Annotated in this window: 25 protein-coding genes; 15 read left to right on the top strand and 10 right to left on the bottom strand. The window is 43.7% G+C overall.

Going from position 1 to position 22697, the window contains the following annotated elements; translation table 11 throughout:
- Positions 1-148 precede the first annotated feature (148 nt).
- Together FM019_RS00555 and FM019_RS00550 are read left to right on the top strand one after the other, a co-directional pair.
- Positions 149-2575, top strand: coding sequence for a TonB-dependent receptor (locus FM019_RS00555; protein ID WP_143833941.1), 2427 nt, complete (start codon positions 149-151; stop codon positions 2573-2575).
- A 119-nt stretch (positions 2576-2694) separates the two neighbouring features.
- Positions 2695-3462: an SDR family NAD(P)-dependent oxidoreductase gene (locus tag FM019_RS00550; protein ID WP_143833940.1), complete on the top strand. Its 768-nt coding sequence runs from the start codon at positions 2695-2697 to the stop codon at positions 3460-3462.
- A gap of 74 nt (positions 3463-3536) precedes the next feature.
- On the opposite strand, the gene FM019_RS00545 is transcribed toward FM019_RS00550, so the two are convergent.
- Complete coding sequence (locus FM019_RS00545; RefSeq protein WP_143833939.1) at positions 3537-3899, bottom strand: DUF2237 family protein; 363 nt, start codon at positions 3897-3899, stop codon at positions 3537-3539.
- A 40-nt stretch (positions 3900-3939) separates the two neighbouring features.
- Here FM019_RS00545 and ubiG point away from each other — a divergent pair, with 40 nt between their 5' ends.
- Positions 3940-4689, top strand: coding sequence for a bifunctional 2-polyprenyl-6-hydroxyphenol methylase/3-demethylubiquinol 3-O-methyltransferase UbiG (ubiG, locus tag FM019_RS00540; RefSeq protein ID WP_143833938.1), 750 nt, complete (start codon positions 3940-3942; stop codon positions 4687-4689).
- Between the two features lie 118 nt (positions 4690-4807).
- The gene (locus tag FM019_RS00535) at positions 4808-5416 is read left to right on the top strand and encodes a glutathione S-transferase family protein (RefSeq protein WP_143833937.1); all 609 of its coding nucleotides are present in this window, start codon (positions 4808-4810) and stop codon (positions 5414-5416) included.
- A 46-nt stretch (positions 5417-5462) separates the two neighbouring features.
- Here the strand turns inward: FM019_RS00535 and FM019_RS00530 are convergent, their stop codons facing one another.
- From FM019_RS00530 to FM019_RS00515, 4 genes are all read right to left on the bottom strand, one after another.
- Positions 5463-6320, bottom strand: a complete 858-nt coding sequence (locus tag FM019_RS00530; RefSeq protein WP_143833936.1) for a substrate-binding periplasmic protein — start codon at positions 6318-6320, stop codon at positions 5463-5465.
- Between the two features lie 106 nt (positions 6321-6426).
- On the bottom strand, positions 6427-7320 hold the full coding sequence (locus tag FM019_RS00525; protein WP_143833935.1) for a carbon-nitrogen hydrolase: 894 nt from the start codon (positions 7318-7320) through the stop codon (positions 6427-6429).
- Positions 7321-7323: 3 nt separating this feature from the next.
- The gene (locus FM019_RS00520) at positions 7324-8385 is read right to left on the bottom strand and encodes an agmatine deiminase family protein (protein ID WP_143833934.1); all 1062 of its coding nucleotides are present in this window, start codon (positions 8383-8385) and stop codon (positions 7324-7326) included.
- 105 nt (positions 8386-8490) lie between these two features.
- Positions 8491-10527, bottom strand: a complete 2037-nt coding sequence (locus tag FM019_RS00515; protein WP_143833933.1) for a TonB-dependent receptor — start codon at positions 10525-10527, stop codon at positions 8491-8493.
- A 258-nt stretch (positions 10528-10785) separates the two neighbouring features.
- On the opposite strand from FM019_RS00515, the gene FM019_RS00510 reads away from it, so the two are divergent.
- From FM019_RS00510 to FM019_RS00500, 3 genes are all read left to right on the top strand, one after another.
- Positions 10786-11205 carry a rubrerythrin family protein gene (locus FM019_RS00510; RefSeq protein WP_143833932.1) on the top strand — a complete coding sequence of 140 codons (420 nt, stop codon included), beginning with the start codon at positions 10786-10788 and terminating at the stop codon, positions 11203-11205.
- A gap of 68 nt (positions 11206-11273) precedes the next feature.
- Positions 11274-12617 (top strand): heterodisulfide reductase-related iron-sulfur binding cluster, encoded by a 1344-nt coding sequence (locus tag FM019_RS00505; protein WP_143833931.1) that lies wholly within the window; start codon positions 11274-11276, stop codon positions 12615-12617.
- Positions 12618-12655: 38 nt separating this feature from the next.
- Complete coding sequence (locus FM019_RS00500) at positions 12656-13255, top strand: DUF3501 family protein (RefSeq protein ID WP_143833930.1); 600 nt, start codon at positions 12656-12658, stop codon at positions 13253-13255.
- A 2-nt stretch (positions 13256-13257) separates the two neighbouring features.
- On the opposite strand, the gene folM is transcribed toward FM019_RS00500, so the two are convergent.
- Positions 13258-13965 (bottom strand): dihydromonapterin reductase, encoded by a 708-nt coding sequence (gene folM / locus FM019_RS00495; protein WP_143833929.1) that lies wholly within the window; start codon positions 13963-13965, stop codon positions 13258-13260.
- 126 nt (positions 13966-14091) lie between these two features.
- Between folM and folE the strand changes: the two genes are divergently transcribed.
- The 3 genes from folE to FM019_RS00480 all read left to right on the top strand — a co-directional run bounded on the left by folE (position 14092) and on the right by FM019_RS00480 (position 16871).
- Positions 14092-14769, top strand: a complete 678-nt coding sequence (gene folE, locus FM019_RS00490) for a GTP cyclohydrolase I FolE (RefSeq protein WP_143833928.1) — start codon at positions 14092-14094, stop codon at positions 14767-14769.
- A 70-nt stretch (positions 14770-14839) separates the two neighbouring features.
- A complete protein-coding gene (locus tag FM019_RS00485; RefSeq protein ID WP_143833927.1) occupies positions 14840-15589 on the top strand; it encodes a ferredoxin--NADP reductase in 750 nt (249 codons plus the stop codon).
- A 94-nt stretch (positions 15590-15683) separates the two neighbouring features.
- On the top strand, positions 15684-16871 hold the full coding sequence (locus FM019_RS00480) for a hypothetical protein (protein ID WP_143833926.1): 1188 nt from the start codon (positions 15684-15686) through the stop codon (positions 16869-16871).
- Positions 16872-16897: 26 nt separating this feature from the next.
- Here FM019_RS00480 and FM019_RS00475 read toward each other — a convergent pair whose 3' ends face one another.
- Both FM019_RS00475 and FM019_RS00470 read right to left on the bottom strand, forming a co-directional pair.
- A complete protein-coding gene (locus FM019_RS00475) occupies positions 16898-17254 on the bottom strand; it encodes a hypothetical protein (RefSeq protein ID WP_143833925.1) in 357 nt (118 codons plus the stop codon).
- Between the two features lie 22 nt (positions 17255-17276).
- Positions 17277-17465, bottom strand: coding sequence for a hypothetical protein (locus FM019_RS00470; RefSeq protein WP_143833924.1), 189 nt, complete (start codon positions 17463-17465; stop codon positions 17277-17279).
- Positions 17466-17658: 193 nt separating this feature from the next.
- Between FM019_RS00470 and FM019_RS00465 the strand changes: the two genes are divergently transcribed.
- The 3 genes from FM019_RS00465 to FM019_RS00455 all read left to right on the top strand — a co-directional run bounded on the left by FM019_RS00465 (position 17659) and on the right by FM019_RS00455 (position 19681).
- Positions 17659-18318: a LysE family translocator gene (locus tag FM019_RS00465; protein WP_143833923.1), complete on the top strand. Its 660-nt coding sequence runs from the start codon at positions 17659-17661 to the stop codon at positions 18316-18318.
- A 71-nt stretch (positions 18319-18389) separates the two neighbouring features.
- Complete coding sequence (locus FM019_RS00460) at positions 18390-18710, top strand: hypothetical protein (protein WP_143833922.1); 321 nt, start codon at positions 18390-18392, stop codon at positions 18708-18710.
- Positions 18701-19681, top strand: coding sequence for an MBL fold metallo-hydrolase (locus FM019_RS00455; protein WP_260681489.1), 981 nt, complete (start codon positions 18701-18703; stop codon positions 19679-19681). Before FM019_RS00460 ends, FM019_RS00455 begins: the two co-directional genes overlap by 10 nt.
- A gap of 17 nt (positions 19682-19698) precedes the next feature.
- Here FM019_RS00455 and FM019_RS00450 read toward each other — a convergent pair whose 3' ends face one another.
- Together FM019_RS00450 and soxR are read right to left on the bottom strand one after the other, a co-directional pair.
- Positions 19699-20991, bottom strand: a complete 1293-nt coding sequence (locus tag FM019_RS00450) for an NAD(P)/FAD-dependent oxidoreductase (RefSeq protein WP_143833921.1) — start codon at positions 20989-20991, stop codon at positions 19699-19701.
- Between the two features lie 186 nt (positions 20992-21177).
- A complete protein-coding gene (soxR, locus tag FM019_RS00445; protein ID WP_143833920.1) occupies positions 21178-21618 on the bottom strand; it encodes a redox-sensitive transcriptional activator SoxR in 441 nt (146 codons plus the stop codon).
- A gap of 107 nt (positions 21619-21725) precedes the next feature.
- On the opposite strand from soxR, the gene FM019_RS20765 reads away from it, so the two are divergent.
- The gene (locus FM019_RS20765; protein ID WP_185969131.1) at positions 21726-21869 is read left to right on the top strand and encodes a hypothetical protein; all 144 of its coding nucleotides are present in this window, start codon (positions 21726-21728) and stop codon (positions 21867-21869) included.
- 11 nt (positions 21870-21880) lie between these two features.
- Positions 21881-22309 carry a VOC family protein gene (locus tag FM019_RS00440; protein ID WP_143833919.1) on the top strand — a complete coding sequence of 143 codons (429 nt, stop codon included), beginning with the start codon at positions 21881-21883 and terminating at the stop codon, positions 22307-22309.
- Positions 22310-22697: the final 388 nt, after the last annotated feature.

Below are 22697 nucleotides of genomic sequence, written 5' to 3'. Positions count from 1 at the left end.
AAAGAAGGCAAATAATTAAACATATTTCTATTAATTAACAAAATAATTACAAATACTGGTTGACTATTATAACAATAGTCAATAAATTCCCCTTATTGACGATTTAAACAATAATTTCGTAATAGATTGGAAAGTATGAGGGGATACGATGTCAAAGCACGCAGAAATTCCAGCCGCAATTAAATTCGCATTTATGTTGCCATTCGCTTTTTCAGCGCTTGCTGAAGAAGTCGGAAACTCAGTTTCAGCCGATACAGAGAATGATTCGATTGGTATAGAGGTTATAGATGTTGTTGCGCAGAAACGGGTCACATCGCTACAAGAAACACCAATTGCTATTAGCGCTTTTAACGAGGATATGCTCGCTGATAGGGATATTGAGGATGCACTAGACATTCAGTTCGCGATACCTAATACGATGATTTCAAGTAACTCAAATTACAATATCCGCGGAGTTGGGAATAATGCCGTTTCATCCTCTTCTGATCCGGGTGCTGGTGTGCATATAAATGGTGTTTACTTAACCTCAAATACAATTCAGAACGAATTCTACGATTTGCAGTCGATAGAAGTCTTACGTGGACCGCAAGGAACATTGTACGGACGTAATACAACTGCCGGAGTGATCAACGCTATCACCAATCGTCCTGAAGACACATTCGAAGCCAAATTAACGGCCGAAATAGCAAGTTTTAACAGTTTACGAACAACTGGGTTTATTAACATTCCGCTGTCTGATCATGTTCAACAGCGATTCGCTTTTAATACGGTGAAAAGAGATGGTTACAACGACAATATCGCAGAAAATGTGGGGTTTGATGAGGTGGACGGGCGTGACCAATGGTCAATCAGAAGTACCACGGCTATTGAATTTAGCGAAAAAGCGGATGGTCTTTTGTTTGTACAATATTTCAAGGAACATAGTGATAGAGCGGTACAAGCGGGCGTAATTTGTGAGCCAGACGCAGAGCTAGGCTGCAACCCAAATGTTTTAGGTAATGGTTTTCCTAATTCAGATTTTACCGATGGCTCAATAGCTGCGTTGCTGGGACTGGCGGGTTTACGAAGATCAGATTTTTACAATACAAACTTGGATGGTTCTGTCAGATCTAACCCAAATGCTCCAAGACAAGTTAGGTTGGATTTTCAACCAAAGATTGATAGTGATGAATTACTTGCATCGTTCGAATTTAACTATGAATTTGATGATCATACCTTTACCTCAGTGACGGCTTATCATCATAAATCCTTCGATTCGCTCGATGATTTTGACAATGCTGACGGCGCTGATGCGTTTGTTGTTCCAATATCGTATCAATTGACACCTGATCAAAGGCTAACCGACACCACTCGTCATAGCATGGTGCGCCATGACGAGGGCGGGAGCTCACAGTTTAGTCAGGAAATTAGACTCGCTTCTTATTCTCCAGGCGATTTCAATTACACATTAGGGGCTTTCTATTTAAAGTACGAATCAGACATTCAGGTGGACTTTTATCTTCCAGAACTTGGACTTCTAGCAGGCATATTGGGGTTAACACCTGAACAAGAGCCTTTCAGTTTCCAAACTCCCGAATTTGAAACTACATCTTGGGCTGTGTTTGGTGAGTCTTATTATGACTTTAGTGAAGATTTAAAATTGACTGTAGGATTGAGATACACCGAAGAAGAAAAAGATATACGCACTAGACAAATATCTCCCATCACATTTGTGACTGGCGGTTCTACTGAATTTAATGAAGGAGAGGGGGCGTGGGAAGAATTCACCGGAAAAATTGGGCTCAGTTATACTCCCGACCTCAGTATGACGGATGACTCCCTGTTCTTTGGAACTCTTTCAAGAGGTTATAAAGGTGGCGGAATCAACCCAGGTGCAAGCTCAACCTCGTTTCCAACATTTGATCCCGAATACATCAACGCGATTGAAATTGGGACAAAAAATACTATGTTCGACCGAACATTTCAGGCCAACGTTACCACGTTTTTTTATAAATATGACGGGCTTCAAGTCGGCGGGATCCTAGCGGATAGCACGACATTTAATACCAATGTAGATGCTGAGGTAAAAGGGGCGGAATTTGAATTTGTCTTGGCCCCTGTTGAAGGTCTCAGAATAGATCTCAATTTAGCGTTTCTCGACACAGAAATTGTAGAAGATTTTTTCACCTCTCCTGACGTGGCATTCTCTTCGTCCAGTGAGCCAGTCAACCTACAAGGCAAGGAATTGCAGTATGCACCTGAAAAATCTGTGCAACTGGGGATTCAGTACTCTACAGACCTGACTGAAGGTTGGAATGTCACTTACCGACTGCAGAGCTACTGGCAGGACGAATATTGGGCACGTTTGTACAATATTCCTACGGACAGATTAGACAGTTGGCAGCAAACAGATTTAGGCATTTCAATCAAAGATAATGATGACATTTGGGAGCTGGAGGCTTTTGTTAAAAATGTCGACGATGAAGCTTCCCTTGCCGCACTAAGTGTAGAGGGGGCCTTCATAGGTCGGTTCCGAAAACCTCGTTATCTAGAACCACGTATATTCGGGCTACGTGTTCATTATCGCTTCGAATAATTCACCCTGTCCTGCCCCTCTCGTGAAGCGGGGACTTTCGAGCCCCGTTGATGTGGCGGGGCCGTTTTTTGTTCGCATATCTTAAGTTTTAGAGAAAGTGTAAGTTGGAGAATTAAATTATGGATCTAGGTTTAGCAAACAAAAGGGCAATTATTACAGGTGGTAGTAGAGGTATTGGACATGCCATTGCCGATACTTTGATAGCGGAAAAAGCTGCAATTGCTACCTGCGCTAGAGGAGACGTTGCGCTAAGTGAGGCGCTAAAAAAATGGCGTGAAGCTGGTGCGACGGCTTATGGAAAAAGTGTCGATGTATCTGACACTTTGGCCTATGAACAATGGTTTTCCGAGGCGGTTGAGCAGCTTGGAGGATTAGATATCTTAATAAGTAATGTAACCAGTATGAATCAAGAACAAGGTATTAAACGCTGGAAACAAGCATTTGAAGCTGACTTGTTACAACATATACGTACTACAGAAATGGCCATCCCACATCTACAGAAAGGGAAATCCCCGAACATTATTTTTATTGCTTCTATCGCTTCTGTGATGACATCAAATATGCCTACTGAAACAGAATATGGAGCAATCAAAGCCGCGCTCATATCCTATGCGACTCAGCTTGCTACTAAATTAGGTAAAAACAATATTCGCGTTAACCTAGTATCACCTGGTCCAATTTATCACGAGGGAGGGTTTTGGCAGCAGGTAGAGCAGCAGAAACCGGATCTATACAAACGAGCAAAGGCTGTTTCGGTTTTTGGTCGTTTAGGAACTTCTCAAGAGGTTGCTAATGCAGCGGTATTCCTTGCCAGTGATTGTGCTTCAAATATCACTGCTGCCAATTTACGTGTAGATGGCGGCGCTATAAAGACGGTTAATTTCTGATCTGTAATTGTAAGAACTCGGCAGATTTGGACTTTGTCTAGAACCTAGTAGTCCAGACTTGTTCATTATTGGAATTAATTATCACAGGCATACTCTTTTAAATGTTCGAACTTAATCACTTTGAGACAGGCTTTATTGGTCGACTTTAAGATTACTTTGGGCGCACATCCGGCGAGTCTTGCCTGTTCCCATCGGGCCGCGCATAAACACCATTTGTCGCCAGGCTTCAAACCATCAAAAGCATATTCTGGCCTCGGTGTGGACAGGTCATTGCCAATTTGTTTGGAGTAAGTTAGAAAAGCCTCGGTCACTATGGCACAGACACTGTGATTTCCAAAATCACCATTAGGGACATAACAGAATCCTTCACGGGTATAGCCCCCGTTGGCGCAACATAGTTGCAAAGGTGTGTCTAAAACGTTCACCGCGTTTGGCATGTTTCAATCCGAATCGTATTCACATCAGTATATATTCACTATGTTAGATAAAAGTTCACTCAGCACAAGCTTAAAAAATCTCTCCGAGCAGGAAATCGCGCGATTTGATGCCTTAGCGGACCAATGGTGGGATCCTGATGGAAAATACAAGACTGCCTTAGAGTTTAATCGTGCTCGCCTGGAATTCATTGTTCAAAAAATTCGTCATCATTTTGGCACCGACCTGGACGGGCAGTCGCCATTGACGATACTAGATGTAGGAAGTGGTGGCGGATTGATTAGTGAACCACTTGCTAAGCAAGGTTTTGAGGTGACTGGCATCGATCCAAGTGCGGTGAGTATTGAGGTAGCCAAAGCTCATGCTCAAAAAAGTCAGGTTGATGTGACGTATATTCATGGTCTAGTGGGACAGCTCGATGCTAAGGCCAAGCAGTATGACGTGGTGATCAATGCCGAGGTGGTTGAACACGTTCCTGACCAGCAGCAACTCATCGAACAGTGTTGTGCTATGGTCAAACCTGGCGGGTTGCTTATTCTTGCGACGTTAAATCGCACGGTTAAATCATGGATAGTGGCGATTTTAGGCGCAGAATATGTCATGGGCTACTTGCCAATCGGAACACATAGCTGGAGTAAGTTTGTCAAACCTGAAGAGCTTACGCAGTGGTGCGCAAAATCAGGATTTAGACAAACAGATTCTGTTGGGTTGTCGCTAAACCCTTTCTCGAAAGTATGGTCGTTACACAACAATTTGTCAGTCAACTATGTTTTGAGTTTCAAACACGATTGAAACCACAACATTTCAGCTATCACTGATCCTAATGATTTATTCCCATTTTTGGTGATTTGCCGTTAGCACCTATTGGCGTCTATGCTATTTATCACCTACTACGCATCGATAAATCATAATGAAAATATACGATACTCACACCGCACCGACCCCTCGACGAGTCAGGATTTTTCTGGCAGAAAAAGGCATTGAAATGGAGTATGTGCAGCTTGATCTGCAAAAAGGTGAAAACATCACGCCAGAGATGCGTCTGAAAAATCCTATTGGCAAAGTTCCTGTGCTTGAATTGGATGATGGGACTTGTATCAGTGAGTCTGTTGCGATTTGTCGTTACTTTGAGGTGCTGCATCCCAACCCATCGCTAATGGGGGAAAGCGCATTAGAGCAAGCCCAAATAGAAATGTGGCAGCGTCAGGTAGAGTTTGGTCTTTTCATGCAAATCGGCATGTGCTTTCAACATTCTACGGGCTACTTCAAAGATCGCATGACTCCGGTTCCCGAGTATGGTGCTGTGGCAGGTAAGATCGCGAGTAAATATCTGAATGTGTTGGAACGACAATTATCGAATCATGAATTTGTCGCGGGCAAGCATTTTTCCATAGCTGACATTACAACTTTGTGTGCAATCGATTTTGCGCGAGTGGTGAAAATAAAAATATCCGAAGAACAAACTCATCTTACACGTTGGTATAAGGAAGTCAGCGGGCGTCCAAGTGCTTCGGCTTAATGGTTGTTCTGTACAGGCGTATTAGGCTGAAGTGAAGCGCAAGATTTTATTCTTGGATCGGTTCGATCCACAACGCTTTTTCGTCTAGTAATGCCGACTCAGGCATCAAAGGGTTATCGATATTAAAAATGATCCTATCTTTGGTGGGTATGTCTCGCATCGCTTTGAAGTGGCCTGGAAAGCTATAAAAAAGTTTGTCAAACGAACCGTCTTTGATAGCCTCTCTGAGGCCAAACTCGATCCGTTTCGCAAGTTCTTTTTTGTCTTTATTTACAAAGTAGTAAATGGCGCTGGGATAAACAATGAGGTGGTAAGGATCAATGACGAGTGTTGGGTCCTTCGCTCGTTCCAGCTCTTCTATGACTTCAAGCACCGATCGAGGAAAGTAATCGATAATACCGCTTGAAACCAGCTTGTACATTGAGCTGTGCCACACAATCCGCTCGACCTTTAGACCCGCATTATCAAGAATAACAGTGTCAGGCCAATCGTGACCTTGTACTCCGGTATAATTAGCAAGCTGTTGAATAGACTTAATTTGTGCAAACTCATTTAACTTACTCCGCTCAATGACCAGCACACGATGGCCAATTAGCCCTTTGAGCAATGGAATAGGGATCGCTAACGCATTTTTTTCTCTTGGCTTGGAGGTCACGGTCCACATCAAGTCAATCATGCCGGTTTCGATACTTTTAAATAGACGGTCTTGACGCATACTAACTGGAACAGGTTCAAGGTTATAACTTCCGTATTGTTCTTTGGATTTTTCGAAAGCAAGCTCAAGTAACTGCACAAAATACTTTCCGTGTTTGTCTACGTCGTCGGTGTTATCGATATACTTCACCGTCTGCGCCTGTGCTGCACATTGAACAACGACGAAAACAAGGATGATGAATTTGAACAATGTTTACTCCATTTCTTTGTGCGCTGCGCCTACCATCTGGTCAAGTCGAAAAACTGATAAAATTCTATCAAAGCATAGCGTAAAAACACTCAAGCCAAGGGAAATTTTAGTCGCGCCAGCGTTTCGTCAAATCGTCATAATCATCAATACGGCGATCTCTAAAATATGGCCAGATCCTTTTGATTGTTTCCGTCCGTTGTAAGTCTAATTCGACCATAAGCGTTTGTTCTTGCTGACGCTCGGCTTGTGCGAGGATCTCGCCCTGAGGCCCAGCAACAAAACTTTTACCCCAAAACTCAATACCAGGGTCACCTTGAGTAGGAGAGGGCTCAAATCCGGTTCTATTTGCCACGATAACAGGGACTGAATTGGCCACTGCATGAGAACGTTGTATGGTTACCCAAGCATCAAGTTGGCGCTGTTGCTCTTCGTCAGTGTCCGTCTTGTCCCAGCCAATTGCGGTGGGATAAAACAACATATCTGCGCCTGCCATAGCCATCAGCCTAGCAGCTTCTGGATACCACTGATCCCAGCAAACCAGCACACCCAACCGACCAACACTTGTATCTATGGGGGTAAAGCCCAAATCGCCGGGTGTGAAGTAGAATTTTTCATAAAATCCTGGGTCGTCAGGAATATGCATTTTTCGATATGTACCGACCATGCCCTGCTGTTTGTCAAATACAACCGCTGTATTGTGGTAAAGGCCGGAACCGCGTTTTTCAAACAAGGAAGTGACCAGCACAATGTCATTCTCAGCGGCAATCTTGGCAAAGTAGTCAGTGGCAGGGCCCGGAATAGGTTCCGCCAAATCAAAATTATCGGTGTTCTCTTCCTGACAAAAGTACAGGGTACTGTGCAGTTCTTGAAGCAGCACTAATTCGCAACCTTGTGAAGATAAATTGGCAATCTGTTCAGCGCTTTTTTGCCAATTTTTCATTTTATCATTGTCAGCGATGGCCTGTTGGACCAGACCAACTTTTAGGGATTTTTTACTCATAGTTTAACCATTTTTGTGAACTGTTAATGCTGGACCAAACTCAGCCAATACGTCAGTTTTAAGCGTCCCTTTGGGGACCTGCATGCTAATGCAATGAATACTACCAAACTGTTGAATCAAAGATAGGCTGTCTACGCCAATGACGGAATAATCAGGGTGAGCTTTTTGAACAATTTCAAGCGCTTCTTGATCCTCGGGTTGTTGATATGTAGGCACCAGAACTTGTCCGTTGTTTACTAGATAGTTGGCATAGGATGCTGGTAAGCGCTCACCAACATTATTTACGATGTAAGGTAAAGGAAGTTCGAATAATGAGGCTGAAGGAAAACATTGTTTTACTTCATTCACCAATGCACTTAACCCTTGATAATGATCATCATTTGGACGATTAAAACATGACTGAATAACCAACCCGTTGTGCGGTGTAAAACGCGCTAAGGTGTCAATGTGACCATCGGTATCATCACCTTGCAAATGGCCATGTTTAAGTGCACTAAACTGAGTTGCACCCAGATGTTTCTTAAAATGATCAGCATATGAAGACAAGGTCATTTCACCGTTACGTTGTGGATTAGTCAGGCACAATTCGGTGGACAACAAATAGCCATCTTGATTTATTTCCAGCGCCCCGCCTTCCGCTACTAAAGGAATTGAAATCAGGGGATTTTTGCACAATTTTGCTAACACCGACTGATTGATGCCATTGTCTTTTTGCGCATCGAACTTGTTACCCCAGCCATTGAATGTGAACTCCACCGGAATATTTTCCTCACCTGCCCTGCAGGTCAAAAAAGCATAATCTCTACACCACGTATCGTTGTAGTCAGCGCTTACTAACAAAACATTCTTCATATTTTGTAAGAACGCTTTGACGTTTTCGACCTGTGCTTCTCTGATCAGTAAAATGACCCCGGTTTCATTATTTGTAATCCCGTTGATAAGTTCTCGATAGGTTTCTCTAACCTCTTTTAACCAAGGCTTCCAATCGGTAAATTCGTCTGGCCATGCAAGAATAATGGCTTCTTGCTTAGCCCACTCAGGAAGTAATTGTGGTGCACAGAGCATGTTCAGTGTTCTTTAGTGTTTGTGTGTCATTATTATAAGCACAAACACTGCTTTGTCGCCGATAAAATTAGCCTCGTGTGGTCCAGAATTAACCACAACACAGAATCAAATATTGAACCCTAAAGTGACAAAAACTGCTCTGGGTTCGCCGACAAAATAACGGTAGCCACCAAAGGCAAAGTCGGCTCTTTCAGCATAATCGACATTGGTCAGATTGATTACCCTTAGCCCAAGGTTTACTGACTCGTTAATCTGATAATTTGCACGCAGATTGATAAGGTTATGGCCATCGTAGGAGGCGGTATTTTGCGGGTCTAAGAAATAATTGCCTTGATGAACATATTCTACTTCTGCACTATGCCCTAAAGGTGATTGCCATCCTAATTGCAAACTTGCCATATGCTCTGGTGCAGTATCGATTTCATTGCCTTTTATTGGCGTTCTGCTTAGCGTGAGATCATTCTCATAGCGGTGTCTTGCCAATGTGCCACTGAAACCCAAGTGCCAGCTCGGTGATAAATTCATCCTGCCTGCCACTTCAACACCGCGATGGCTAGTGCTACCGTTGCTGATGTTTTGGCGGTCGGTATCCTGAAAAATAAAATTGTCTTTTTGCATATTAAAAACAGTGATATCGAAACTTAGATTGGGCAATACACCTCGCCACCCAAGCTCTGTACCTGTGATAGATTCAGCGTTTAAGTCAGCCACGTTTTGACCCGCCTGTAGTCTGAATAATTCTGTCGCTTGCGGGGCACGATAGCCACTAGAGATCTGTCCGTAGAGATACTGCGTGGGAGTCGCAGCGTAATTAAAACCTATTTGATAACTCCACTCTTCAAAATCGACAACTTGATCACTGGGGCGGGTAAAACGGCAATTCTCGACACCTTCTTCACACGCGCTTCCATCCGTAAGTTGGTTATCGTAGTCGTAACGTGTTTTTTCAAAACGTAATCCGGCATCCAATGTCAACTTTTGTGAGCTGGCCCAAGAAAATTTGGCAAAGGGAGAATAGGTTTGTGCGTCAACCGAGTAATCGTAGTGTTCGCCAGCTGGTAACGTCGGTGAGAATGGCTGTGCTTGAGTTTCGTTCAGATACCCGTTTGTAATATCTGTATCAAAACCCGTTAAAACTGTAATGGAATCAAAGGTCTGCTCGAATTGTGCTTGCGCGCCTGCGCTTCGCTGCCGGTTGGTCTCTGTTGGTTGCCAGGGCAAAAAGTGTTGCAAGAACCGCATGTTCGCCCAGCGCAAATAAGGCTTGAGGGTAAACAACCCGCCGTTACGTCCAGTGATCTCAATAATGCTGTACAAACGGGCGGTTTGATTGTCTCGAAACGCTTCGGGATTTGGATTCGTGCTTTTTAATTGCGGATCTCGATATGCATCAAATCCTCGAATAAAGCCAGCGGTTTCCTGATTAAGATTGGTAGCTGCGAAGACATTTTTAACGGACAGGTTGTCTTGTGCAAATTGATGTATCAAGGTGACTTTTTGTTGGTCATAACCACTGTCTTGTTTGTAGCCACCATCACTGGTGCCGTTTGCTAAAATCGCAAAACCATGTTTGTTGCCTTGTGTGGCAGCAGCGACTTTTGCCCGGAAATAATCATTTGCGCCATTTTCCACGCTAAAATTCAGACCATCTATGGCTGCGATTGCAGGCGTGGTGACATTAATCACGCCATGCACAGCATTTGAACCGTATAAAACACCTGAAGGGCCGCGGATAACTTCAACGCTTTGCGCTTGCTCGGTATTTAAGTCAAACAATTGGTTCGTATTACAAAATCCCGGTGCCCGCGCGGAGATCCCGTCTTGTGCCATGAAAAATGCGCCACAGCCTCCTGCGCCAGTTAACACTGGCGAACGAATTGCGGTAAGGTGTTCCTGTCCATTTCCTCGACTTATCCAGGCTCCAGGGACTCGCACCATAAGCTGATTAATATGTTCAGCTTGCGCGGTATTCACAGTTTGGTTGTTAAGCACTGTCGCGTTAGATGAAAGTGAGTCTAGTGAATTTTGTGCGCGAACCGCAGAAACCGTGATGACTTCAATATCAGCAGATGGTGTTTGTGCTAACGCTGAGGAACTTAAAATAAAACCGAACAATGCGAGGGGGGGATAAAATCGAAACATGACTCTCCAGGATCCAAAAAGGTGTGCAGGCGGATTATACGTAGGTTTTTGGTTTCTGGAACAATCCTTTAGCAACGAAATGTTGAATCGATGATTAAAAGCGATGAAGTGGTTCAAACAAATCAATTGAAACAATCGGTTTTATCAATTGATTATTCCCGATTTGATTACTAATGTTCTTCTACACTCTTTATTTCATGAGATTGAGTAGGGCCATGTTTGAGAAGAGTGAAATATCAATTCAACGTGGAGAAAGTCATGTCGTTAAAAGGTACTCAAACAGAACAAAATTTGAAGGACGCATTTGCCGGTGAGTCTCAGGCCAACCGACGCTATCTTTATTTTGCATCAAAAGCCGATGTCGAAGGATACAATGATGTTGCCACGGTATTTCGTTCCACTGCAGAGGGTGAAACTGGTCACGCTCACGGTCATCTAGAATATCTAGAAGAAACCGGCGATCCAGCAACTGGGTTGCCCTTTGGATCAACAGAAGCAAACCTGAAAACAGCCATAGCAGGCGAAACCCACGAATATACCGACATGTATCCAGGTATGACTAAGACCGCTCGCGAAGAAGGCTTTGACGAAATCGCCGATTGGTTTGAAACCCTTGCCAAAGCAGAGCGTAGCCATGCTAATCGTTTTCAAAAGGCACTCGATAATCTTGACGGATAGTCTTTTCTGACTTTCCATCTTTCCCTGGTTGGAGCAAGGTTACTTGCTCCTTTTTTAGGTGGTTTCTAATGGGTTCAGGTAAAATCACAAGAGAAGGAAGTCTCGAGGCACCTACTCGTCATCCTATTGATTGGCAAAGCAACGATTTTTGGGACAAAGACTCGCTTAATAAAGAGCTCGAGAGAGTTTACGACATCTGCCATGGTTGTCGCCGCTGTGTCAGTCTATGTGACTCATTTCCCACTCTTTTTGATTTGATCGATGAATCTGAAACGATGGAAGTTGATGGTGTCGACAAAGCCGATTATCACAAAGTTGTTGAGCAATGTTATCTGTGTGACATGTGCTATATGGCAAAATGTCCGTATGTTCCTCCTCATGAATGGAATGTGGATTTTCCTCATCTGATGTTGCGCGCCAAAGCAGTTCATTTTCGTGAGCATGGAGCGTCAAAACGGGACAGTATACTGACCAATACTGACATGGTAGGCAAACTTGCCAGTATTCCTTTTGTCGATGTAACGGTGAACAAGCTGAATAAAAACCCGACATTTCGAAACATGTTGGAGTCGAACCTTGGGGTGCATCATCAAGCACCTGTGCCTGAGTATCACAGTAATACTCTTCGCAAACGAGTTGCACCGATGGTCAAGTCGATTGAAGCGCAATCAATGGGGCGGACTACAGGGAAAACGGCTCTTTTTGCGACCTGTTACGGCAATTATAACAGTCCGAAATTAGGTGAAGACTTTATAAAGGTTTTTCAGCACAACAAAATTCACATGGAATTAGTCAAAACGGAAGTCTGTTGTGGCATGCCCAAATTAGAGCTGGGTGATTTAGATGCGGTTCACCAGGCAAAACGCAACAACATTCCGGTACTTTATGAAATGGTGCAGCAAGGATTTGATTTGATTGCGCCGGTACCTAGCTGCGTGTTGATGTTCAAACAAGAGCTACCCTTGATGTATCCGGATGACGAACAGGTACTAGCAGTGAAAAAGGCCTTTTTTGATCCCTTTGAATATCTGTTCTTGCGTCACAAAGAGGGCGGATTTAACACTGATTTTGCGCAAGACTTGGGTGATGTGGCCTATCACGTTGCATGTCATTTGAGGGTACAAAATATCGGTCTCAAAACTCGAGACATTTTGTCTTTGATCCCTAACACCGTTATTCACCCTCAAGAACGCTGCTCGGGCCATGACGGTACCTATGCGGTTAAAAAAGAGACACGAGACAAATCCATTAAAATCGCTAGACCCGTAGTGCGTAAAATCAACCAACTTGAAGCAAAGTATCTTGCTAGTGATTGCCCGATGGCAACCACCCATTTAACCAATTTGTCTGAAACTGATGCTCAGCCTAGCCATCCAATGACATTGCTTAGAATGGCTTATGGTTTGTCTTAATTGTTGGCAATAATTTTTTAAAATAGTGAGGTTGAATCATGAATAAATTATCACGGGAAAACCTGATGTCATTAGAAGAATATGCTGAGCAGCGTCCGGCGTTTAGAGCTGAGGTTATTGCTCACAAAAAAAATCGCAGTGTTGCGCTGGGTGATGCTATTCGTTTGTTGTTCGAGGATGCCAAGACGATCCAATATCAGATTCAAGAAATGCTCAGAATTGAACGAATCTTCGAAAAATCGGGGATTGAAGAAGAACTAGATGCCTACAACCCTCTCATCCCAGATGGACACAATCTCAAAGCAACAATGCTCATCGAATATGACAATCCTGCTGAACGTAAAGCACGTTTAGCTGAGTTGATTGGTGTGGAGAAAGTGGTTTATCTGCAAGTTGAAGGATTTGATAAGGTACACCCGATCACCAATGAAGATCTGGAAAGAGAGACGGATGAAAAAACCTCCTCAGTGCACTTTCTTCGATTCGAATTTTCTAATGATATGGTTGCAGCTTGGACGCGGGGAGAAAAAGTGACTGTTGGTGTCGAGCATGCGCATTACCAATCAGGCCCAGACACATTAGCAGCTAATGTGCATCAAGCATTAGCGGCAGATTTTGCCCACACTACAACGCACTAATACTACTTTAGGTGTCTGCCCCCATCTAGATGCAAGGTTCTGCCAGTCATGTAGTCACTACTTAGCAAGTAATCTACTGCTTTGACGGCCTCTTGTGCACCAGGACATATCTCAAGCAAAGATTTTTTCAGGGCCTTTTGCTTATATTCTTCGCTATCGTCTTGGTTGAACATCACCAACGCAGGGGCAATGGCATTGACTTTTACCTTGGGTGCCAACAATGCCGAGAATGACAAGGTCAGGTTTTCTAGAGCGGCTTTACTTGCTGCATAGGCGATGTGCTTTTTGCTGCCTTTGTCTTGAACATAGTCGGTCATGTGAATGATATCTGAAACGCCATCGAAGGCTTCAAGGTTGTCTCTCAGACCAAGGTTTATTTGGTAGGGAGTACTGGCATGAATTTGCATCATGCGATTAAACAGCTCTGCTAAATCCGTGTTAGGCTGCTCCGCGGCCCAGTCTGATGCATTGTGAATGATGCCGCGAATTTTAGGGAATCGTTGCCCCACAGTTTGAATGAATTCATTAACTCCTGACTGACTGGCAAAATCAGCCATAACAGTGATCACGCCTTTGTCCCTTAGGGATTTTAAAGAAGGACGCTGGGTGCGATACGACACCACGACATCAAAATTGTTATCAGCTAGGTTGTTTGCAATCGCTAGTCCAAGGCGTTGTCCGCCGCCGGTAATAATAATTGGGCTTTTCAAAGGGACTCTCCAGTAGGTTATGTAACGATTACGTAAGAGATTCTAACGTGATCAAAAAAATCAGACAAAAGTTAATCCTTACCAGTACTTAGCAACGTATAGAGATGACAGAATAAGGAATATGCTATGTTAAATACTCAAGTTGTTTCCGTCAGAGAAGCGCTCTCTGACCAAGCTATTGCCGTTCGCAACGCATTAACCGAACAGGGTTTAGAAACACCGATGCGAGAAACGGGGCTCAGTGATGCAGAAAAACGAGCAAAAATTCAGGCCGCAATGGGCGATATCATGCGAACCCTCGGTCTTGACTTAAACGATGATAGCTTGTGTGACACGCCAAGTCGCATAGCCAAAATGTATGTGGACGAAATATTCTCAGGGCTGGACTATCGCCGCTTCCCTAAAATTACCGCTATTGAAAACAAAATGAACACACAAGAAATGGTCAAGGTTAGCGATATTAGCCTAACCAGCACTTGTGAGCATCATTTTGTGACCATCGATGGTACGGCCAATGTTGCGTACATACCCAAAGACAAAGTACTTGGGTTGTCAAAAATTAATCGATTAGTTGATTTCTTTTCTCAACGTCCTCAGGTCCAGGAACGGCTTACTCAGCAGGTTTTGCTCGCCATTCAGACCATTGTTGGAACAGAGGATGTGGCGATAACCATCAACGCTACGCACTATTGCGTCAAAGCAAGAGGGGTCCGAGACAACACTTCTTACACCAAAACCAGTGCGCTAGGTGGAGTCTTCCAAAATGACCCTAACATGCGCGCCGAATTTTTTGCCAAAGACTAAGGCTGCACCTTTTCAGTTTCAAAGCAGCCATGCTAGTGTATGAATTGTCTCTTCGAGCAAAGGTATATTTATGGCACAGTGGCATGACGCAGAAGTCGTAGAACGAATTGAATGGAATGATCATCTATTCTCGATAAAATTCGCCTGCCCCGGCTTTCCAAAAATGAAAGCCGGACAATTCACCAAAGTAGGTATTGAACAAAGCGACGGAAAAATCCTTTCTCGTCCTTACTCTTTGGTAAATTCCCCTGATTCGGACACACTTGAAATCATTGCCGTACCGGTTCAAGAAGGCAGCCTATCGCCTAAATTGCATCAATCCCAGGTTTGCGATGCGCTTAAAATTATGTCACCTGCCACTGGGTTCTTAGTACTAGATGAAGTGCCTGTTAGCGATACTTTGTTTTTGATAGCGACTGGAACCGGGGTCGGCCCCTTTTTATCAATTTTAGAAACACAACAGGCTTGGCAGTCATACAAGCATATCGTCCTCGTGTATGGGGCAAGGTGGTCAGCGGATCTCGCTTATCGACAAAAAATAAATCAGTGGTTAACTCAATATCCCAACCAGTTTGGTTTCGTTCCTGTCGTGAGTCGCGAAGTTGCTCAAGGGTGTTTGCAAGGCCGAATACCTCAGCTAATTGCTGATGGGCAGATCCAAGAAGCTTGTGGTAAAGCATTCGAACCGGGATCTTGCCAAGTGATGTTATGTGGAAACCCTGAAATGATCCAAGATGCGTTGGTTGTACTGGAAAAGCACGGTCTTAAAAAACACTTGCGTCGCTCGCCAGGGCAAATTAGTTTAGAAAGGTATTGGTAGCTAGTTGCTGCGCTTTCCCCAAAAAGTTCGATAGGGTGTTGAGCAATGCTACTTTACTTTGATATCGTGCTTAAGTCGTTTTAGGAGTTGTTAAATGATAGGGAAACAAGCAGTCAAATTGATTCTAATCAGTGTTTTTTTGCTGGGCGCTGGCGGATGCCAAACATCACCTGCAGATTCGGTTGCAGTCGTCGAAGAAACCTCTAACCAGCATGTAATCAATTGGCAGATTAACGATTTTCCTCTATTGCCTGTGCCAAGCGTAAACGACATTTTTAGGTTAACTGAGGATCAAAAGCAGGAATTTCTTGCCTATTATCATTCGCCAGAAAACCAAGACGTAGAAGGGCACCGCAGACTCTACAATTATCTGGAAAGCATCCTTGATGGCTTTGACTACCGTGGGGATACTTTCGGCGCCAGCGAGGCGTTGCAAGAACATCGCGGCAATTGCTTGTCCTTAGCCATTGTGACGACCGCTTTGGCTAAGCTGGTAAATATCGATGTAAAATATCAAAGGGTAAATACCGCGCCCATTTATCAACGTTTTCACAACGTTATGACGCTTTCCTCTCACGTTCGTACTCACGTGTATGCACCAGAAACGAAAAAGACAAGAAATAGCATAGTGTTGATTCGAGCAAAGTTGGTCATTGATTATTTTCCGGATAGCAATAACGTTAGTGGTGACTTTGTCGAGTACGAAGACTTTATATCAATGTTCTATCAAAACTTAGCCGGAGATGCGCTGGTACAGAAAGATTTCGCTTTAGCCTATTCCTTATTGGCCAAAGCTATGGAGGTGGATGGAAAAAATCCAGAGACGCTTAATACGCTTGCGGTGTTACACAAGGGATTAAAAAATCTGCAAAAAACAGAGTACTTATATAAGTATGCCATGGCATATACGACCGGCTCAGTCAATGTATTAAGCAACTATGCGCTGTTACTGGAAGAACAGGAACGCGAGGAAGAGTTACTTGCATTGGAATTACAGATGGCGGATGTTAATGATGATAATCCCTATCGATGGTATGACATCGCCAATCGTCAATTTTCGAAACAAAAATACGGCATCGCCCTCAAATATTTTAAACGTTCAATTGATGTTGCGCCGTATTTGCACGAAGGGTATTTTGGGCTAGCTAAGACCTATCATCAAATTGGCCTTAAAGAGCAAGCCGTAGCGGCAATGGAAAAGGCTGCAGAGCTAGCGTTTACCCCAAATGATGAGTTCGTATATCAAGCTAAGCTAAAAGTGCTGACAGCTAATGATCACTGATGCTTAGCAAGCTTTTTGGGTTTAATTTAACTGAGTTGTTTGATACATAGACTACCATCTCTTTCGATGACATCTACCAGCGGAATAAATCCTGCCGGAGTTGAAAGGTTTACGTAGCCATTGCCATGCTCCACTAATACATCGCCATAAACTGAACCGCGCTCGGGTTGAGGAGAAAATGCGACTGCCATGTTGTCGACGTTGACCCACTTAGTCGGTCCTCCCGATGCTGCAAAGGCAATATCCAGTTCTGAATGTTTCACGCGCGTTCCTAGCTGGTAGTCACTCAGGTTTGTGAGGACTAATCGAACCAGTTCTCGCTCATTCGCAACCAGAGACAATTTGTCCAATAGCGATGCCGACGCGTGATAGACGATGATCATGTGTGTTCCCAATCAGGAGGAGTTACCCTAATACAATCACATTTTTGGCATTTTCAACACCATTTGCAATCACAAATTCAAAGGATTCGAAACAGATTTTGCAATACATTGAAGAGGTTGTATTGAGCTTCTTTGCGTGGCCGTATGAGATTTGGTTGGGTTTTAAGCAGTGAGGACACAAACATTCTAGCGGTTTTTCTGCGACTTTCATTGTTCTTCCTTGAGTAGTGCTGACAAATTGTACGATCCCCGTACAGGTGCTCATTATCTGCCATTACGGCTAGGTTGCAAGGATTTTTAATAAAAAAGCGGATAATAAATTACCCGGCCTGAATGATCAGAGCACAAACGACAGAGCTAGTGTTAAGCTATTTAATATATTTAAGTCGATTTTGGATGATTTGATGCCTTCTATTGATACATTGTTAGCGTTCTCCTTGGCCGCAGCTTTACTTAGTATTTCCCCTGGGCCTTCTAATTTGTACATTATGGCTAGAACGATGGCTAGCGGCCATAAATCTGGGGTCGCCGCGGCAGGAGGCATGGCTGTTGGATCTGTGATTTACGTTTTAGCTACGGCACTGGGCTTGGCCGCGATATTTAAATATTCGCCGACTGCCTACACGTTACTTAAACTTGCTGGGGCTGGGTACTTAATTTATCTTGGTATTCATGCAATATTGGCAAGTCGTAATGCAAATATTGATTCGCCAAAAGTAAAAGTGATGACCAACGACAAGGTTTTTAAACAAAGTATTCTCGTTGAATTAACTAATCCGAAGACAGCTTTGTTTTTCCTGGCTTTTTTGCCTCAATTTGTCAATCCAGAGGTAGGTTCAGTGGCATTACAATTAGTCATATTGGGCTTGGTGTATGCACTTATTGCTTTTTGTAGCGATCTATTTGTGGCGTTCATGTCGGGCCAAATCGGAAAATGGTTAGCACATCACCCTTTGTTCATAAAATGGCAGGACCGTATTTCTGGTAGTATTTTAATTGGACTTGGTGGTTACATTGCATTAGAAGAACTCACAGACTTTAAGATGCTGGGAAGTGGCGAGTAGCGTGAAAGAAACAGCATGCAACCTCTGTCTTTTGCAAAACAGCAATTTTCTAAAATCGTAAGGACGTTTTCTTGGTCACCGTATTAAAAAATTGGTCAATGATATATTTGTTTGGCTTGCCCGATGGTTCCCAAATGCATCAGCGGTGGGGGCGTGTTGTAATAGGTGAAGTCGTGTTGGACGGGAAGCAGATTCTCCAGCCAGGAGAGTATATATGTTCTGATCCTGTTCTACGCTCGCCAGGAAACTTAGTGCACACGCGCACAGGCCAAGTTTACTCTTTGTCCGGCGAAGGCAAAGAATTTGAATTACCCGTTACGGTCTTATCACAAATTAAGGCGAACGTACCTTTTGAAGAGATAATCCAAGACCTTGGAGAGCAATGGCGTTGAATCGACAGCTTGTTTCAGTATCTAATCTTATGAAAACCCTTTTCAATTGTGTTTGGCTACTCATCATCGGCCTGAATTACACAAATGGGTCGACTGTTTGGGCGAATCAACCTGATGCCAGGGTAGTGGTATTGGGGGTTGCACAAGATGCGGGTTACCCTCAGGCGGGCTGCTTCGAAGAGCATTGTATGCCGGGCTGGCAAGATAAGACAAAACGCATAACGCCGACATCCTTAGCACTAATTGATCATGTCACAAAAACGCGTTTTTTGTTTGAGGCGACGCCTCAGTTGCCAGAGCAACTCTATCGACTGGAGAAATACGCCGGCGCAGAGCAATATTCGTTGAACGGCGTGTTTTTAACTCATGCTCATATTGGCCACTACAGTGGGTTAATGTTCTTCGGCCATGAAGCGATGGGAGCAAAAAACGTTCCTGTATTTGTTATGCCAAGAATGAAGCAGTTTTTACAGCAAAATGGGCCATGGAGCCAGCTAGTAAACTACCGCAATATTAGTTTGCAGGATTTGGCGAACAATAAAACGGTAAACCGAGAAGCTTTTCAAATTACACCCTTTTTAGTCCCTCATCGCGATGAATTTTCTGAAACTGTTGGGTATCGAATTCAAGGTCCCGAAAAAAGTTTGGTATTTATTCCTGACATCAATAAATGGCAGCAGTGGGAAGAGTCGTTGGTAGACCTTGTTAAGTCTGTCGATTACGCTTTTTTGGATGCGGCGTTTTATGCCGACGGAGAATTACCTGGCCGGGATATGTCTGTTATACCCCATCCTTTTGTATCCGAATCTATGGCAATTCTTGATGAGTTGCCAAAATCGCAGAAAACCAAAGTCTGGTTTATTCACATGAATCACACCAACCCTTTGCTGCACAAAAACAGTCGAGAATATAAACATGTGCAGCAAAAGGGTTACAACATCGCATTTGAAGGACTGGAGCTAAAACTTTAATCCTTCTTATTAGCGGTCTAGTGTAGCTTTAATTTTGAACCCACTAGATTGCTGACTTTGCGACTTAGCAATACCAAAATACCTTTAAACCAGCCATGAATGGCAAATTGATGCAAGTTGTATAAAGAAATGTAGACTAAACGTGCCAGCCTTCCTTCAATAAACATACTGCTGCTGGTTAAGCTGCCCATTAGACTGCCAATGGTGCTGTATCGACTCAAATGGACTAAGGATCCATAATCAATGTATCGATACGTTTTAAGTGGTTTGTCAGCGACAATATTGATCAAATTTGTCGCGGCTAAGTCTGCCATTTGGTGTGCTGATTGGGCACGAGGTGGCACCCAACTTCCATCTTCTTGTTTGAACCCGCAACAATCGCCTATCACAAAAATATCATCACACGCTGTGGATTGAAGCGTTGGTTTCACTAGAATTTGTTGTGCCTTATTAGTTTCAAATATCTCGAGTTCTTGAATAAAATCAGGTGCTTTCACACCTGCTGCCCAAACCATCAAGTCGGCTTCGATTTTTTGCTCTTGAGCCGTAATAAATGCGCCTTTTTCGGCACTGGCGACTCGCGTGTTTTCCATAACGTTGACGCCAAGTTTTGCCAACGCGGACCGTGCTGAATTGGCAATACGTTCTGGTAGTGCGGGTAAGATCCGCTGCCCTGCTTCAATAATCGAAACTTCGAGGCGATCGGCGGACATTTGCGGCATTCCATAATGCTTAGCCAGGTTCGCGACGTGGTGTAGCTCAGCAGCAAGCTCGGTTCCTGTTGCTCCACCACCTACTATGGCAACTTTGAGTTTGGTTTGCGGATAATGTTGTTGATTGATTTTCAGTAGCTGATTTAGCAGCGCCTTATGAAAACGCTCCGCCTGTTGCAATGAGTCGAGAAAAATACTGTGCTGCGCGACTCCGGGCGTCCCAAAATCGTTACTGACGCTGCCGATTGCTAGTACAAGGTAATCGTATTCGATCTCGCGCTTGTCGAGCAGCAGGTCCCCTTCATCATCGTAAATTGGGTCCAAGGTAATGGATTTATGCTGGTGATTGATGTCGATCATGGTGCCTAGCTGAAACTGGTAGCCAAACCGTGCGGCATGGATACGATAGTCAACACCATCTGAATTCTTATCGATCACACCTGCCGCAACTTCATGCAGCAATGGCTTCCAAACATGGGTTCGGTTTTTGTCGACTAGCGTGATTTCGGCCAGCCCTTTTTTTCCAAGTTTTTTACTTAATTTACTTACGAGTTCAAGTCCACCCGCGCCTCCGCCAACTACAACGATTTTTAACATGATATTTCCTAACGCTAATTTTAAAATCGTGGGCGAGATCAGGGATCAAATAATGGAAATGATAGAGAGAATTCAGCAGAAAATTGACCGGTAAAAACATGGCAGTGGCTGACAATATCCTTGATCGAGCGATAATTGAATTTTGCCAGTTATCAAGCGTTAAGTCCAAGACCTTTGGATGCTAGATTATGTCTTTTTACGATTCAAAATCACAGGCCCTGGACCTTGGGCTGCCAACTCATCATCAGGATTATAAATTGGACAGCTTTTCATCGACAAGCAGCCACAACCGATGCAACCAGTAAGCGAGTCTCTCAAACGTTGCATGTAGGCAATTCGTTCATCGAGATCCTGTTGCCAAGCTTTAGAAAGCTGTTCCCAATCGTCTTTGTCTGGCGTTCTGCTGTTGGGCAGAGATTCAAACGCGTTTTTGATACTTTCTAAACTCATGCCTAGCTGCTGGGCTGCTTTGATTACTGAAACCCGACGTAAAACATCCTTGGAGTAGCGACGTTGGTTGCCCTGATTACGCCAACTTTTGATTAATCCTTTTTGTTCGTAAAAATGCAAAGCAGATACATTCACTCCACATCGTTTTGCAACAAAGCCAACAGACAAATCATTCATTTTTTTGCTCCTCAAAAAGAATTTAAAAAATATCGCAAAAAACGCTTTACCTCAAGTTAACTTGAGGAATTAAAGTGCTTATGAAATTTAAAAACAGGAGAGCCATCATGGAAAACACCTTCAATTCATTTAGCTTGAAAAAAGAACAATCGACTCGCGACACTGAAACGAAAACTAAACAGCAAACCAGATCATCAGAATGGGCCAAGACCTATTTTAGGCTAATCAACAATACAATGACCATGAAGTAAGGAGGCAGAATATGGTTCGATTAGAACATCTCAATTTAGTCGTGACTAATATGCAAGAAACTTTGGCTTTCTATTCAACGGCATTCCCACACTGGAAAGTCAGAGAACGAGGTGAAGCTATTTGGTACGGCACAAACAGACAATGGCTTCACTTCGGCGACGAATACAATTATTTGACTTTCAATGACAAGGGCACCGGAGAAAACCGAAATCTGCAAAGTGATACCTTGGGGTTGGCGCATTTTGCTTTTGAAGTCAGTAACCTTGATGCAATCAAACAAAGAATGTTAGATGCAGGATACGCCATTGCTAACAATGGAGCGATGAACGCCTTTCGCAAAAATGTATACTTTATTGATCCTAGTGGTTTCGAAGTAGAATTTGTGGAGTACTTGTCAGACATTCCAAAAGAGCGAAATAACAACAATGATGAAGTATGAAGCGAGAACCTTTTTAAAACGTCCCGCATTCAAAAAAATTACCCGCGTCGTCCCTGTAGGCTCATTATTCCCACGTCGTCCCCGCAGTCTCTTTATTCCCAAGTCGTCCCTGTAGGCTCATTATTCCCACGTCGTCCCCGCGGTCTCTTTATTCCCGCGTCGTCCCCGCGGTCTCTTGGGCGGGGATCTGTTTGGCCAAAAGAGGTCTCCGATAAGAGCACTCGGAGAAGACGTGTGTTTTGAACTCGGAGAAGACGTTTGTTTTGGGCTCGTGGAATGCGTATTTTTTGGACTGTGGAATGACGGATGTTTTAGCACTCGGTAGCAACCTTTATCTTCGAATTCCGAATGCCCAGCCACGTCGTCCACGCAGTCTCTTTATTTCCGC

It is taken from the genome of Aliiglaciecola sp. M165, assembly GCF_007197995.1.
In the GTDB taxonomy this organism is placed as follows: domain Bacteria; phylum Pseudomonadota; class Gammaproteobacteria; order Enterobacterales; family Alteromonadaceae; genus Aliiglaciecola.
The sequence above is the reverse complement of the archived record's forward strand: the minus strand, read 5'-3'. Positions and strand labels throughout refer to the sequence as shown.

Excerpts from the sequence above, each read along its gene's own strand:
- FM019_RS00555 (WP_143833941.1), top strand. The coding sequence starts at position 149 with ATGTCAAAGCACGCAGAAATTCCAGCCGCAATTAAATTCGCATTTATG.
- FM019_RS00550 (WP_143833940.1), top strand. The coding sequence starts at position 2,695 with ATGGATCTAGGTTTAGCAAACAAAAGGGCAATTATTACAGGTGGTAGT.
- FM019_RS00545 (WP_143833939.1), bottom strand. The coding sequence starts at position 3,899 with ATGCCAAACGCGGTGAACGTTTTAGACACACCTTTGCAACTATGTTGC.
- ubiG (WP_143833938.1), top strand. The coding sequence starts at position 3,940 with ATGTTAGATAAAAGTTCACTCAGCACAAGCTTAAAAAATCTCTCCGAG.
- FM019_RS00535 (WP_143833937.1), top strand. The coding sequence starts at position 4,808 with ATGAAAATATACGATACTCACACCGCACCGACCCCTCGACGAGTCAGG.
- FM019_RS00525 (WP_143833935.1), bottom strand. The coding sequence starts at position 7,320 with ATGAGTAAAAAATCCCTAAAAGTTGGTCTGGTCCAACAGGCCATCGCT.
- FM019_RS00520 (WP_143833934.1), bottom strand. The coding sequence starts at position 8,385 with ATGCTCTGTGCACCACAATTACTTCCTGAGTGGGCTAAGCAAGAAGCC.
- FM019_RS00515 (WP_143833933.1), bottom strand. The coding sequence starts at position 10,527 with ATGTTTCGATTTTATCCCCCCCTCGCATTGTTCGGTTTTATTTTAAGT.
- FM019_RS00510 (WP_143833932.1), top strand. The coding sequence starts at position 10,786 with ATGTCGTTAAAAGGTACTCAAACAGAACAAAATTTGAAGGACGCATTT.
- FM019_RS00505 (WP_143833931.1), top strand. The coding sequence starts at position 11,274 with ATGGGTTCAGGTAAAATCACAAGAGAAGGAAGTCTCGAGGCACCTACT.
- FM019_RS00500 (WP_143833930.1), top strand. The coding sequence starts at position 12,656 with ATGAATAAATTATCACGGGAAAACCTGATGTCATTAGAAGAATATGCT.
- folE (WP_143833928.1), top strand. The coding sequence starts at position 14,092 with ATGTTAAATACTCAAGTTGTTTCCGTCAGAGAAGCGCTCTCTGACCAA.
- FM019_RS00485 (WP_143833927.1), top strand. The coding sequence starts at position 14,840 with ATGGCACAGTGGCATGACGCAGAAGTCGTAGAACGAATTGAATGGAAT.
- FM019_RS00480 (WP_143833926.1), top strand. The coding sequence starts at position 15,684 with ATGATAGGGAAACAAGCAGTCAAATTGATTCTAATCAGTGTTTTTTTG.
- FM019_RS00475 (WP_143833925.1), bottom strand. The coding sequence starts at position 17,254 with ATGATCATCGTCTATCACGCGTCGGCATCGCTATTGGACAAATTGTCT.
- FM019_RS00470 (WP_143833924.1), bottom strand. The coding sequence starts at position 17,465 with ATGAAAGTCGCAGAAAAACCGCTAGAATGTTTGTGTCCTCACTGCTTA.
- FM019_RS00465 (WP_143833923.1), top strand. The coding sequence starts at position 17,659 with ATGCCTTCTATTGATACATTGTTAGCGTTCTCCTTGGCCGCAGCTTTA.
- FM019_RS00455 (WP_260681489.1), top strand. The coding sequence starts at position 18,701 with ATGGCGTTGAATCGACAGCTTGTTTCAGTATCTAATCTTATGAAAACC.
- FM019_RS00450 (WP_143833921.1), bottom strand. The coding sequence starts at position 20,991 with ATGTTAAAAATCGTTGTAGTTGGCGGAGGCGCGGGTGGACTTGAACTC.
- soxR (WP_143833920.1), bottom strand. The coding sequence starts at position 21,618 with ATGAATGATTTGTCTGTTGGCTTTGTTGCAAAACGATGTGGAGTGAAT.
- FM019_RS20765 (WP_185969131.1), top strand. The coding sequence starts at position 21,726 with ATGGAAAACACCTTCAATTCATTTAGCTTGAAAAAAGAACAATCGACT.
- FM019_RS00440 (WP_143833919.1), top strand. The coding sequence starts at position 21,881 with ATGGTTCGATTAGAACATCTCAATTTAGTCGTGACTAATATGCAAGAA.